Annotated in this window: 12 protein-coding genes, 1 tRNA gene, 2 rRNA genes, 1 other RNA gene and 1 other annotated feature (2 of these 17 only partly in view); of the genes, 15 read left to right on the forward strand and 1 reads right to left on the reverse strand. The window is 40.7% G+C overall.

The window, feature by feature from the left end; all coding sequences use genetic code 11:
• The 3 genes from ACSVDJ_RS00060 to ACSVDJ_RS00070 form a co-directional block, all read left to right on the forward strand.
• Positions 1 to 418 (forward strand): 23S ribosomal RNA (locus tag ACSVDJ_RS00060) (it extends 2515 nt beyond the left edge of the window).
• A 102-nt stretch (positions 419 to 520) separates the two neighbouring features.
• Positions 521 to 636: ribosomal RNA gene (gene rrf, locus ACSVDJ_RS00065) — 5S ribosomal RNA — on the forward strand.
• Positions 637 to 815: 179 nt separating this feature from the next.
• On the forward strand, positions 816 to 1292 hold the full coding sequence (locus tag ACSVDJ_RS00070; protein WP_439171259.1) for a glutathione peroxidase: 477 nt from the start codon (positions 816 to 818) through the stop codon (positions 1290 to 1292).
• 52 nt (positions 1293 to 1344) lie between these two features.
• Here ACSVDJ_RS00070 and ACSVDJ_RS00075 read toward each other — a convergent pair whose 3' ends face one another.
• The gene (locus tag ACSVDJ_RS00075; RefSeq protein WP_439171244.1) at positions 1345 to 2073 is read right to left on the reverse strand and encodes a YaaC family protein; all 729 of its coding nucleotides are present in this window, start codon (positions 2071 to 2073) and stop codon (positions 1345 to 1347) included.
• A 107-nt stretch (positions 2074 to 2180) separates the two neighbouring features.
• Here ACSVDJ_RS00075 and guaB point away from each other — a divergent pair, with 107 nt between their 5' ends.
• The 12 genes from guaB to recR all read left to right on the forward strand — a co-directional run.
• A complete protein-coding gene (gene guaB / locus ACSVDJ_RS00080; RefSeq protein ID WP_439171246.1) occupies positions 2181 to 3647 on the forward strand; it encodes an IMP dehydrogenase in 1467 nt (488 codons plus the stop codon).
• Positions 3648 to 3796: 149 nt separating this feature from the next.
• On the forward strand, positions 3797 to 5155 hold the full coding sequence (locus ACSVDJ_RS00085; RefSeq protein WP_439171247.1) for a D-alanyl-D-alanine carboxypeptidase family protein: 1359 nt from the start codon (positions 3797 to 3799) through the stop codon (positions 5153 to 5155).
• 164 nt (positions 5156 to 5319) lie between these two features.
• On the forward strand, positions 5320 to 6201 hold the full coding sequence (gene pdxS, locus ACSVDJ_RS00090) for a pyridoxal 5'-phosphate synthase lyase subunit PdxS (protein WP_439171249.1): 882 nt from the start codon (positions 5320 to 5322) through the stop codon (positions 6199 to 6201).
• 18 nt (positions 6202 to 6219) lie between these two features.
• Positions 6220 to 6807: a pyridoxal 5'-phosphate synthase glutaminase subunit PdxT gene (gene pdxT, locus ACSVDJ_RS00095; protein ID WP_439171250.1), complete on the forward strand. Its 588-nt coding sequence runs from the start codon at positions 6220 to 6222 to the stop codon at positions 6805 to 6807.
• An 83-nt stretch (positions 6808 to 6890) separates the two neighbouring features.
• Positions 6891 to 7100, forward strand: a binding site (T-box leader).
• A 45-nt stretch (positions 7101 to 7145) separates the two neighbouring features.
• On the forward strand, positions 7146 to 8423 hold the full coding sequence (serS, locus tag ACSVDJ_RS00100) for a serine--tRNA ligase (protein ID WP_439171251.1): 1278 nt from the start codon (positions 7146 to 7148) through the stop codon (positions 8421 to 8423).
• A gap of 97 nt (positions 8424 to 8520) precedes the next feature.
• Positions 8521 to 8613, forward strand: a tRNA-Ser gene (locus ACSVDJ_RS00105).
• Positions 8614 to 8813: 200 nt separating this feature from the next.
• A complete protein-coding gene (gene tadA / locus ACSVDJ_RS00110) occupies positions 8814 to 9323 on the forward strand; it encodes a tRNA adenosine(34) deaminase TadA (protein ID WP_439171253.1) in 510 nt (169 codons plus the stop codon).
• Positions 9324 to 9415: 92 nt separating this feature from the next.
• Positions 9416 to 9680: signal recognition particle sRNA large type (ffs, locus tag ACSVDJ_RS00115), an RNA gene on the forward strand.
• 156 nt (positions 9681 to 9836) lie between these two features.
• A complete protein-coding gene (locus tag ACSVDJ_RS00120; protein ID WP_439171254.1) occupies positions 9837 to 10106 on the forward strand; it encodes a hypothetical protein in 270 nt (89 codons plus the stop codon).
• A 75-nt stretch (positions 10107 to 10181) separates the two neighbouring features.
• Positions 10182 to 11873, forward strand: coding sequence for a DNA polymerase III subunit gamma/tau (dnaX, locus tag ACSVDJ_RS00125; protein ID WP_439171261.1), 1692 nt, complete (start codon positions 10182 to 10184; stop codon positions 11871 to 11873).
• 20 nt (positions 11874 to 11893) lie between these two features.
• On the forward strand, positions 11894 to 12208 hold the full coding sequence (locus ACSVDJ_RS00130) for a YbaB/EbfC family nucleoid-associated protein (protein ID WP_439171263.1): 315 nt from the start codon (positions 11894 to 11896) through the stop codon (positions 12206 to 12208).
• A gap of 15 nt (positions 12209 to 12223) precedes the next feature.
• A protein-coding gene (gene recR, locus ACSVDJ_RS00135) for a recombination mediator RecR (protein WP_094836668.1) crosses the window boundary here: on the forward strand, positions 12224 to 12500 show its 5' end (the start). 320 nt of this gene lie beyond the right edge of the window; the window shows 277 of its 597 coding nt (coding positions 1-277); the start codon lies at positions 12224 to 12226; its stop codon lies beyond the right edge, outside the window.

A 12500-nucleotide genomic window follows, 5' to 3' on the forward strand; every position in this document is an offset into this window, starting at 1 on the left:
ACGGGGAGGTTTGGCACCTCGATGTCGGCTCATCGCATCCTGGGGCTGTAGTCGGTCCCAAGGGTTGGGCTGTTCGCCCATTAAAGCGGTACGCGAGCTGGGTTCAGAACGTCGTGAGACAGTTCGGTCCCTATCCGTCGCGGGCGCAGGAAATTTGAGAGGAGCTGTCCTTAGTACGAGAGGACCGGGATGGACGCACCGCTGGTGTACCAGTTGTCTTGCCAAAGGCATCGCTGGGTAGCTATGTGCGGACGGGATAAGTGCTGAAAGCATCTAAGCATGAAGCCCCCCTCAAGATGAGATTTCCCATAGCGCAAGCTAGTAAGATCCCTGAAAGATGATCAGGTAGATAGGTTCGAGGTGGAAGCGTGGCGACACGTGGAGCTGACGAATACTAATCGATCGAGGACTTTTCCTAGGCGATTTGCAAGGTTACAATACTTATTATCCAGTTTTGAAAGAACAAAAAAGTTCTTGCAAAAGATCATTATTATGTTATAATAATAAATGTCTTGAAAAGTCTGGTGGCGATAGCGAAGAGGTCACACCCGTTCCCATACCGAACACGGAAGTTAAGCTCTTCAGCGCCGATGGTAGTTGGGGGTTTCCCCCTGTGAGAGTAGGACGTTGCCAGGCACTATCAAAAAGAACAGCTTAGGTTGTTCTTTTTTCGTATGCAAAGCGCTTCTGCCTGTCCAATTCAAGTATAATCGGCTAGGAGTTAGAATATCGTTAATGCTTCCTTTTTGCCATTTAGGCTAGTAACAAGATACAATGAAAAAAGAGTAACCTAAGTACAAGAGGAGGCGCGTATGGTGGAATCTATTTATGATATTCAAGTAATAAAACCAAGTGGCGAATTGATTTCTCTAACTGATTATAAAGGACAGGTATTATTAGTTGTAAACACTGCTAGTAAATGCGGCTTCACCCCTCAGTTTACAGAGCTGCAAGCGCTTTATGAAAAGTATGAAGGGCAAGGATTCACTGTGCTAGGCTTTCCTAGTGATCAGTTTATGAATCAAGAGTTTGATGAAAACGATCAAATTATGGAGTTTTGCCAAGTAAACTATGGAGTGTCTTTTCCGATGTTTGCAAAAACGGAAGTGAAAGGTGCCAATGCTACTCCTTTATTTCAATTTTTGACGAAAAAACAATCGGGATTATTAACAGGGAGTATTAAATGGAATTTCACTAAGTTTTTAGTGAATAGAGAAGGAGAAGTGATTGACCGCTATGCTCCGCAAACAAGCCCTTCTAAAATTGAAAGAGATATTCAGAACCTATTATAAACATTGAGGTTGATTCAAGAATAGCCGCTAATTTATAAGTTCATGGATCAACCTAATTGTCGTTTGTTCGTAAATAGTCTGCAATTAATAAGGGTGTTTTATGAATACAAATAGTTAAAAAATGTTTGATAAATGGATATTCTTCACCAGGCATGAGCTTAAGTAATTCGTACCACCACTCTATTTCATAACGAGCAATCATGCTTAAATTATAGAGTAAGGCATAATAAATGATTAATTCCGAATAAAGAGGATTCTCTTCTTTTTTTTCTTGAACTAGAGGAAGTCCGTTATACTGAAGAAAAAAGCAAGATAGCTCAGGAATTTGCTTTAACAAGGTTTTCATCTTTAATTTCGTTCCTTCCATATGTGTCACATGAAACATTTTTTCGCTAAAATGAATGAAGAGACCATGTCGTTGTACCTTGACTTCATCTTGAAAGAAATGATAATTTTGTTTTTTCTTTTTTCGAGAAGATAGTCCGTGAGCGAGAACCTGAACGGAAGCTGGATAAAAGGGATCTGTGGTCATCACAGAGGCTTTCAATAAATGACTTAACCCGTAAAATGCTAGCACAGGTTGAATGGCCACAGGAGAGTGTTGAGCCTGTTTTAAACATAGTTCTCCATGCTCCAGACAGTAAATGAAACGATCACAGTTATCATAAGCGTATTGTTCTGCCTGTTCAATACCAGCTGTTTTATATCTAGCTTGTAAGAATGATTTAGCTCTTGGTACACTGTAATAAGCGAGTAAAGGGTCTTGTTGAAAGTGCAACATAATAACCTCCGAATTTTCTGAAAAATCCAACATATACTGCATGTCTTGACAGTATTTTACCCAATTGATAACCTACTAATAATATTTTCGACTAGGAGGCATAAAAAATGTGGGAAAATAAGTTTTCAAAGGAAGGCTTAACTTTTGATGATGTACTGTTAGTGCCTGCTAAATCTGATATTCTTCCAAAGGATGTAAGCTTACAAACGAAGCTTACAGAGACATTGAAATTAAATATCCCTATGATCAGTGCTGGAATGGATACTGTAACGGAAGCGGATATGGCGATTGGAATGGCGCGTCAAGGTGGTCTAGGGATCATTCATAAGAATATGAGTGTGGAGCAGCAAGCGGAGCAAGTGGATAAAGTAAAGCGTTCAGAAAGTGGCGTTATTACAGATCCTTTCTTTTTAACTCCAGATCATCAAGTTTTTGATGCTGAGCATTTAATGGGCAAATATCGTATCTCTGGTGTTCCAATTGTAAATAACGAAGACGAACAAAAGCTTGTCGGTATTTTAACAAACCGTGATCTTCGTTTCATTCAAGATTACTCCATTTCAATTAATGATGTGATGACGAAAGAGAATCTTGTCACTGCACCGGTTGGAACAACATTAGAAGAGGCAGAACAAATTCTTCAAAAGTATAAAATTGAAAAGCTTCCACTAGTCGATAGTCAAGGTGTGTTACAAGGCTTGATTACGATTAAAGATATCGAAAAAGTGATTGAGTTCCCTAACTCAGCGAAAGATAGTCAAGGACGTCTTTTAGTTGGTGCAGCAGTTGGTGTAACGACTGACACGATGAAACGCATTGAAATGCTTGTTAAAGCACATGTAGATGCGATTGTTGTAGATACGGCTCATGGACATTCTAAAGGCGTTATTGAGACGGTAAAAGAAATCCGTGCAGCGTATCCGGAATTAAATATTATTGCAGGTAACGTAGCAACAGCGGAAGCAACGAGAGCGTTGATTGAAGCGGGAGCAGATGTAGTGAAAGTAGGAATTGGGCCTGGTTCTATCTGTACGACTCGCGTAGTCGCAGGTGTAGGGGTGCCTCAAATCACAGCGGTATACGATTGTGCTACAGAAGCTCGTAAGCACGGCAAAGCAATCATTGCCGATGGTGGGATTAAATACTCAGGGGACATCGTCAAAGCGCTTGCAGCAGGTGGACATGCGGTTATGCTTGGAAGCTTGTTAGCAGGTACATCAGAAAGCCCTGGAGAAACGGAAATTTATCAAGGTAGACGTTTTAAAGTGTATCGTGGTATGGGTTCTGTTGGAGCAATGGAAAAAGGATCAAAAGACCGTTATTTCCAAGAAGATGCGAAGAAATTCGTTCCTGAAGGCATTGAAGGACGCATTCCGTACAAAGGGCCAATTTCAGATACGTTATATCAATTAGTTGGTGGATTACGCGCAGGTATGGGCTACTGTGGAACGAAAGATATTACAGATCTTCGTGAAAATGCTCAGTTCATTCGTATGACAGGTGCAGGCTTAAGAGAAAGCCATCCTCATGATGTACAAATTACGAAAGAAGCACCAAACTATTCTTTATCATAAAACAGTAAATAGACTGTATGAAGAGAGACTCTCTTCATACAGTCTATTTTTCATTTTAATGGAAATGCATATGAAGGTTCTCGTCTATATTTATAAAAGTTATTTATGTTACAATAACGAAAGTGAAATAAAAGATGGAGGGCTTATCAGTGAGGAGTAAAAAGTTTAATCAGTATGTAGCGATGCTATTAAGTTTGCTATTAGTTGTTAGCTTATGGCTACCAACACAAACAGTCCAAGCAGAAGAAACAATGAAAGTGAATGCTAGTGCTGCTATTTTAATAGATGGGGAGACGGGTCAAATATTATTTGAACAAAATCCAGATCAATTATTAGGCGTTGCTAGTATGACGAAAATGATGACGGAATATTTATTGCTCGAAGCGATAAATGACAAAAAAGTCACTTGGGACCAACAATACACAGTTAGTGACTATGCGTATAAAATTTCGCAAGATCGCAGTTTATCCAATGTACCTCTTCGGTTAGGCGAAACATACAATGTTCGGGAATTGTATGAAGCGATGACGATTTATTCAGCAAATGGAGCAGCGATTGCTATTGCGGAAGTGATTGCTGGTTCTGAAACTGAATTCGTTAAATTAATGAATAATAAAGCGAAGAAACTTGGTTTAAAAGATTATAAATTTGTTAATTCATCTGGTCTTTCCAACAGTGATTTAAAAGGTATGCATCCAAAGTCAGGTACTCCTAAAGATGAAAATTTACTGTCAGCAAGAGCGACAGCTAAACTCGCTTATGAGTTACTACAAGGCTATCCAGAAGTATTAGAAACGGCTAGTATTCCGAAGAAGAGCTTCCGTGAAGGGACAACTGATGAAATCAAAATGTCCAATTGGAATTGGATGCTGCCTTCTTTATTGTTCGGTTATGAGGGCATGAAAGGATTAAAAACAGGGACAACAGACTTTGCGGGATATTGCTTCACTGGAACAGCGGAACGTGGTGAGCGAAAGTTGATCTCGGTTGTGATGAACGCAACAGATGCATCAGGAAAAGGAAGCCCTAATGCACGCTTTGCTGAAACGAAGAAACTACTTGATTATGGATTTGATCACTTTGAGCAAAAAGAGGTCGTTAAGAAGGGATATCAAGTAAAAGGGCAAGAAACAGTAGAGGTTCCTAAAGGAAAATCTAAACAAGTAGCGATTCAAACAGAAACTCCGTTAGTCCTTAATGTGAAAAAAGGAGAAAACACGAAATATAAATATGATATCGAGTATGATAGTTCGGGTTTCAATGAAGAAAATCAACTCGAAGCACCTATAAAAAAAGGTGAAGTGGTTGGGTTTTTATCTGTTATCCCTGAGAGTGGAGAATCGGTGAAATACTTAACTGCACAAGAGGAGAAACAAGCAAAAGCACCGGTCATAGTTAAAGAAACAGTAGAAAAAGAAAATTGGTTTATTTTATCAATGAGAGCGATCGGAGGCTTTTTCTCTGGGGCTTGGAGCGGATTGGTTGATACGATAACTGGTTGGTTTTAATAAAAAATCACCTTCTGATCTTGACAGAAGGTGATTTTTCGTGTTTATTAATATTCAAGGAAAAAATAAAATGTTTAGATTAATTTTAATAATATGTCTTTTTAATCAAAGTTTTATTTTTAACGAAAAATACATATAACCAAAGGGTATGGGAGGAAAATCAAATGAATACAGGTACAGATCGTGTAAAGCGTGGAATGGCAGAAATGCAAAAGGGTGGCGTCATTATGGACGTGATCAATGCAGAGCAAGCGAAAATTGCAGAGGAAGCGGGCGCAGTAGCTGTTATGGCCCTTGAACGTGTTCCATCTGATATTCGTGCGGCAGGTGGCGTATCACGTATGGCTGACCCTCGTATCGTTGAGGAAGTTATGAATACGGTGTCGATTCCGGTAATGGCAAAAGCTCGTATTGGTCATATTGTTGAAGCGCGTGTATTAGAAGCGATGGGCGTTGATTATATCGATGAGAGTGAAGTGTTAACGCCAGCGGATGAAGAGTATCATTTGCTAAAAAGCGATTTCACCGTTCCGTTCGTTTGTGGATGTCGTGATCTTGGGGAAGCCGCTCGTCGTATCGGTGAAGGCGCTTCAATGTTAAGAACGAAAGGTGAACCAGGAACAGGAAATATCGTTGAAGCGGTTCGTCATATTCGTCAAGTAAATGCACAAGTCCGTAAAGTTGTGAATATGAATGAAGATGAGTTGATGACAGAAGCAAAATTACTTGGTGCGCCATTTGAACTGCTTATGCAAATTAAACGTGAAGGTCGTTTACCGGTTGTTAACTTTGCAGCAGGTGGCGTAGCAACACCAGCGGATGCTGCTCTAATGATGCAACTTGGTGCGGACGGTGTATTCGTAGGTTCTGGAATTTTTAAATCGGACAACCCAGCTAAATTTGCTCGTGCGATTGTAGAAGCAACGACGCATTATCAAGACTACAAATTAATTGCAGAGCTTTCTAAAGATCTTGGTACAGCGATGAAAGGAATCGAAATTTCTACCCTTTCTCCTGATCAACGTATGCAAGAACGCGGCTGGTAAGTAAAGGGGCGAAACATCATGGTGAAAATCGGAGTATTAGGCTTGCAAGGAGCAGTTCGCGAACATGTTCGTTCAATTGAAGCATCAGGTGCGGAAGCGGTTGTCGTGAAAAAAGTAGAGCAACTAGAAGAATTGGATGGATTGATTCTTCCGGGAGGCGAAAGTACAACGATGCGCCGGCTAGTAGATCTATATGGGTTTATGGAGCCACTTAGAGATTTTGGTCGCCAAGGAAAACCGATGTTTGGTACTTGTGCTGGTTTGATTATGTTAGCGAAAGAAATTGTTGGCTACGACGAACCGCATATTGGCTTAATGGATATTACGGTGGAGCGAAATTCTTTTGGTCGTCAAAAAGAAAGCTTTGAAGCAGAGCTAGAAATTCAAGGTGTAACGGATTCATACACGGCAGTCTTTATTCGCGCGCCGCATATCGTATCGGTTGGAGTGGAGACGGAGATTTTAGCCGAATGCGATGGTCGTATCGTAGCCGCTAAAGATCGTAACTTTTTAGGGTGCTCTTTCCATCCAGAATTAACAGATGATCATAGCATCACTCGTTATTTTGTCGATATGGTAGAAGAAGCAAAGAAAGTGCAAATATAAAAAGGTAAGGGAGAGAGATTCTCTTCCAGAAGAACACTTGCACTGTAATCGTGAATATAGTACATTGTAAGTGTAAATTATATAGTAAATCGATGAGAGGAAGCAGTAACAAGCTGTTCGTTCTTCAGAGAGCCGATGGTTGGTGAGAATCGGTGAAAGGCACTTGTGAATCCGTCCTCGAGTGAGATGCTGAACATTTAAAGTAGGCATTTACGGTAGAAACCGTTATTTTTTCGAGTGGAAAGCATTTGCTTTCAACTAGGGTGGCAACGCGGGTTCAACTCGTCCCTTTTTTAGGGACGAGTTTTTTTGTGTTCAAAAAATAAGGAGGAATCATTATGTTAGACATTAAATATTTACGTACTCATTTTGAAGAAGTGAAAAATCGTTTGCAGCACCGCGGTGAAGATTTATCTGCTTTTGATAATTTTGAGCAGTTAGACCAAAAGCGTCGTGAATTGCTTGTAGAGACAGAGGAATTAAAAAGTAAGCGTAACAGCGTGTCTCAACAAGTAGCGCAGTTAAAGCGTGAAAAGCAAGATGCGGATGCGCTTATTAAAGAAATGCGTGAAGTGGGCGATCGCATTAAAGAATTAGATGAGAGCTTGAAACAAGTGGAAGATGAATTGAACGGTCTTCTATTAACGATTCCGAACATTCCTCATGAAAGCGTACCAGTTGGGGCAACAGAAGATGACAATGTGGAAGCCCGTCAATGGGGAGAAATCCCACAATTTGATTTCGAAGCGAGACCACACTGGGATGTAGCTGGTGATTTAGATATTCTTGATTTTGAGCGTGCGGGGAAAGTGACAGGTAGCCGTTTTGTGTTTTATAAAGGAATGGGAGCTAAGCTTGAGCGTGCGTTAATTAGCTTTATGTTAGATCTTCATTCTGAGGAGCATGGCTATGAAGAGATGTTACCACCTTACATGGTTAATCGTACGAGCATGACGGGAACAGGACAATTACCGAAGTTTGAAGAAGATGCGTTTTTAATTAAAGAAGAAGATTACTTTCTTATTCCAACAGCGGAAGTGCCGGTAACGAACTATCATCGTGATGAAATTTTGGATGCTGAGCAGTTGCCTGTTGCTTATGCGGCGTATAGTGCTTGCTTCCGTTCTGAAGCGGGCTCTGCTGGTCGTGATACACGTGGTCTTATTCGACAGCATCAATTTAACAAAGTCGAGTTAGTTCGTTTTGTGAAGCCGGAAGATTCTTACCAAGAGCTAGAAAAGTTAACAGGTCACGCGGAGAAAGTATTGCAATTGCTGAAATTGCCATACCGTGTAATGAGCATGTGTACGGCTGATCTAGGCTTCACAGCGGCGAAAAAATATGATATTGAAGTGTGGATTCCAAGCTACGGCACGTACCGAGAAATTTCTTCTTGTAGTAATTTTGAGGCGTTCCAAGCGCGTCGAGCGAATGTTCGTTTCCGTCGCGAGAAAAATGGCAAACCAGAACATGTGCATACATTGAATGGATCTGGTTTAGCGATCGGTCGAACAGTGGCTGCTATTTTGGAAAATTACCAGCAGGAAGATGGCAGTGTGATCATTCCAGAAGTATTAAGACCTTATATGGGTGGAAAAGAAAAGATTTCAAACTAATAAGTGAAACGACAGGGGGAATTTCTCTCCTGTCGTTTTTTTTAAAATGATGTTGACATACTAAATAGCAGTGTGATAAATTAAATCTTGTCGATACGGAGGAATACCCAAGTCCGGCTGAAGGGATCGGTCTTGAAAACCGACAGGCGGGTTAAACCGCGCGGGGGTTCGAATCCCTCTTCCTCCGCCATTATTGATTAACAAACGCATATAAATTGGAGATTTTGAAATCCGCTGCTTACGGGCAGCGGATTTTTTTATTTGCCCTTAATAATAAAAAATTCTGTACTATGTAGTTACAGTGTTCTTGTATAATGGAGGAGCTCTAGGGGATGATGGAAGCATACTCGATCAGCCACTAATGTTATTTTTTTAAAAGGAGCATTCAAAATGGAATATAATGATACATACTATATGCAACTAGCTCTTGAAGAAGCGAAAAAAGCGGGAGAACTGGGAGAGGTACCGATTGGAGCGATCATTGTGCATGAAGGGGAAGTGATCGCTTCTGCTTATAATTTACGAGAAACGACTCAAAATGCGGTGACTCATGCGGAATTGTTGGCTATTGAGAAAGCGTGTGAAAAGCTTGGTACTTGGCGGCTTGAAGGAGCGGAGCTGTATGTCACGTTAGAACCTTGTCCAATGTGCAGTGGAGCGATTATTTTATCTCGTATTAAACGTGTTGTTTACGGAGCGAAAGACCCGAAAGCTGGCTGTGCAGGAACATTGATGAACTTGCTTGAAGACAGTCGTTTTAACCATCAAAGCGAGGTGCTCACAGGTGTTCTCGAAGAAGAGTGTGGCCAACTGTTAACTACTTTTTTTAAAGAGCTACGTGAGCGGAAGAAAGTAGAGAAACAGAAGAGGAAGGTAGAAAAAGGAAGTTCTCTTTCCTAGACTATTTATTGCTTTTTTAACTTCAAGGCTGTATACTGTTATTTGTGTCAGATAGTTTAAGATCAGACACCTTAACATTGGTATCAATTTTGCCGTGCTAGGTGGGGAGGTAGCGGTGCCCTGTACTCGCAATCCGCTCTAGCGAGACTGAATCCCTTCCCGAGGCTGTCACACTGTAGGGTCTGCCTTAAGTAAGTGGTGTTGACGTCCGGGTCCTGCGCAATGGGAACCCATGAACCATGTCAGGTCCGGAAGGAAGCAGCATTAAGTGGACTCTCTCATGTGCCGCGGGGTAACCTGGATCGAGCTAACTGCTTAAGTAACGCTTATGGTTGGCTGTCGAAGGAAGGTGCACGGCAGTTATATACAATAAGAACACTCATCCTTTTAGGGTGAGTTTTTTTATTTTCTTGCGGAAGTTTACTTGAATGATTTTGGGATATCTCCTTTTCTGTTTTGTTTTGTAAAAACAAATTTTCATAAGGTATAATATATATGAGGAGGATTAGGTGGATGTTTTTTATAATGATTATATTAATTGTAGCCATTCATTATACTCATGACTTCTTTTTGAAAAAGGAAAAACTTAAGACTAAACGAGTGCAAGAAGAAATAAAATTAGAGAAATTAAAGATGCAGCGTTTCCAAGAAGAAACGAAAGTATTAAAGGTTGAAATGGAAAAAATCAGAGAATTGAAAGGCTCGTTATACTCGAAGGAGTACGACGAACAGCAACAAATAGAAGACGAGGTTCTTCAAATGATATCGAGATCCTCGGAATGAGTATATATATTTAAATGTTAGGACGATAAAACATATAAAGATAGAAATAGTTTATATAGAAAAGGAGGGTGAATGATGAGTTATCAAGCATTATATCGTGTATGGAGACCGCAAAACTTTATCGATGTTGTCGGTCAAGAGCATGTGACCAAAACATTGCAAAATGCCCTCCTTCAACAAAAGATTTCGCATGCGTATTTATTTTCCGGTCCGCGGGGGACGGGAAAAACGAGTGCTGCGAAAATTTTGGCGAAAGCGGTTAACTGTGAACAGGCTCCGACAGATGAACCTTGTAATCAATGTGCATCTTGTCGAGGGATTACTGATGGGTCTATTCAAGATGTGATTGAAATCGATGCAGCCTCGAACAATGGAGTAGATGAGATCAGGGATATTCGTGACAAGGTGAAATATGCACCAAGCGTAGCTGAATATAAAGTCTATATTATCGATGAGGTTCATATGTTGTCGATCGGTGCATTTAACGCTTTGTTAAAGACGTTAGAGGAACCACCGAAGCATGTCATTTTTATTTTAGCGACAACGGAACCTCATAAGATCCCATTGACGATTATTTCTAGATGTCAACGTTTTGACTTCAAGCGAATCACTTCACAGGCGATCGTTGGTCGGATGGAGCTGATTATGAAAGAAAGTGGCCTCGAATATGAGGAGAAAGTTCTTCCGATTATCGCTCGGGCAGCTGAAGGAGGCATGCGGGATGCTCTTAGTTTGCTTGATCAAGCAGTCTCTTACAGTGAAAATGTGTTAACAGAGGAAGATGCATTAACGGTCACTGGTGCTGTCGGACAAGAAATGTTAAATCATTTAGCTGAAGCCGTCTATGAAAAAGATGCCCCTAAAGCATTGGTTATTTTAGAAAAGCTGTTATTACAAGGGAAAGATCCGTCCCGATTTGTAGAAGATTTTGTTTTATACTTTCGAGATATGCTGCTTTACAAAACGGCGCCTGCTCTGGAGGAATCACTTGAACGGGTACTAATTGATGATGTTTTCGTTTCTATTTGTGAAAAAATGGAGCTAGAGAACATTTATGAATATATTCATGTGTTAAATCAAACTCAGCAGGAAATGAAGTTTAGCAATCACGCTCGAATTTATTTAGAAGTCGCTTTAGTAAAAGTGTGTCAAGCAGAAGCGCCAACGAAAATGACAAATATACCAGAAGTGAATACATTGTTTGAAAGGATCGCAACGTTAGAAAGAGAATTGCAACAGCTTCGTAGCCAACCAGCACAAACGGCAACGCAAGCCGAGGCGCAGTCTCCTTCTAAGCGAGCGAACCGTTCTTCTAAAGCCTTTAAGGCGCCAGTGGCTAAAATTGAAAAAGTGTTGGCGGAAGCGACCAAACAAGATATTCAATTAATTAAAAGTCGTTGGGGAGATATGTTAAACTATCTTCATCAGCGTCAAATGAGATCGCAAGCTGCGTTACTTAATGATGCAGAGCCTGTAGCTGCCTCTCCGGGTGCATTCGTGTTAAAATTCAAATATGAAATTCATTGTCAGATGGCTACTGAAAACAACGTGTTTATGGATTCCATTTCTTCTATTTTGCAAGAGTTAACAGGGAATCTTTATCAGCCGATTGGTGTTCCTGAGGATATATGGTTATCCATTAGACAAAATTTCATTAAGACACAAAAAGAAGATGGTCATGAACAGGCAGAGCAACCTGAAGAGGACCTTCTCGTTTCCGAAGCGCTTAAACTTGTGGGAGAGGAACTGCTTGAAGTTAAAGACTAAATACTAGGAGGATGAAAGATATGCGTGGTATGGGAAATATGCAAAATATGATGAAGCAAATGCAAAAAATGCAAAAGAAGATGGCGGAAGCACAAGAGGAGCTTTCGACGAAACAATTTGAAGGAACAGCTGGTGGCGGTATGGTAACGGTTGTTATGTCCGGTCAAAAGCAAGTGCTTGACATACAAATTAAAGAAGAAGTGGTTGACCCTGAAGATGTGGAAATGCTACAAGATTTAGTGCTTGCGGCGACAAATGATGCTCTGAAAAAGGTAGATGATGAAACAAACTCTACAATGGGCCAGTTCACAAAAGGGATGAACCTTCCGTTCTAGGAGGCGTATGACTATATGTATTACCCAGAACCGATAACAAAGCTGATCGACAGCTTTATGAAATTGCCAGGCATCGGACCAAAAACTGCCGCTCGTCTGGCATTTTTTGTTCTTGATATGAAAGAAGAAGATGTGCTTGATTTTGCCAAATCGCTCGTCAATGCTAAACGCGATCTTGGCTACTGCTCCGTTTGTGGACATATTACCGACCAAGATCCTTGTGCTATCTGTGCGGATGAACGCCGTGATCGCAGTGTAGTTTGTGTCGTTCAAGATCCGAAAGATGTCATTG

The sequence above is a fragment of the Bacillus sp. Hm123 genome, from assembly GCF_051842975.2.
Lineage (GTDB): Bacteria > Bacillota > Bacilli > Bacillales > Domibacillaceae > Bacillus_CE.

Bases quoted from the DNA above. Each gene is read 5' to 3' on its own strand.
- ACSVDJ_RS00075 (WP_439171244.1), bottom strand. From the start codon at position 2,073: ATGTTGCACTTTCAACAAGACCCTTTACTCGCTTATTACAGTGTACCA.
- guaB (WP_439171246.1), top strand. From the start codon at position 2,181: ATGTGGGAAAATAAGTTTTCAAAGGAAGGCTTAACTTTTGATGATGTA.
- pdxS (WP_439171249.1), top strand. From the start codon at position 5,320: ATGAATACAGGTACAGATCGTGTAAAGCGTGGAATGGCAGAAATGCAA.
- pdxT (WP_439171250.1), top strand. From the start codon at position 6,220: ATGGTGAAAATCGGAGTATTAGGCTTGCAAGGAGCAGTTCGCGAACAT.
- serS (WP_439171251.1), top strand. From the start codon at position 7,146: ATGTTAGACATTAAATATTTACGTACTCATTTTGAAGAAGTGAAAAAT.
- tadA (WP_439171253.1), top strand. From the start codon at position 8,814: ATGGAATATAATGATACATACTATATGCAACTAGCTCTTGAAGAAGCG.
- ACSVDJ_RS00120 (WP_439171254.1), top strand. From the start codon at position 9,837: ATGTTTTTTATAATGATTATATTAATTGTAGCCATTCATTATACTCAT.
- dnaX (WP_439171261.1), top strand. From the start codon at position 10,182: ATGAGTTATCAAGCATTATATCGTGTATGGAGACCGCAAAACTTTATC.
- ACSVDJ_RS00130 (WP_439171263.1), top strand. From the start codon at position 11,894: ATGCGTGGTATGGGAAATATGCAAAATATGATGAAGCAAATGCAAAAA.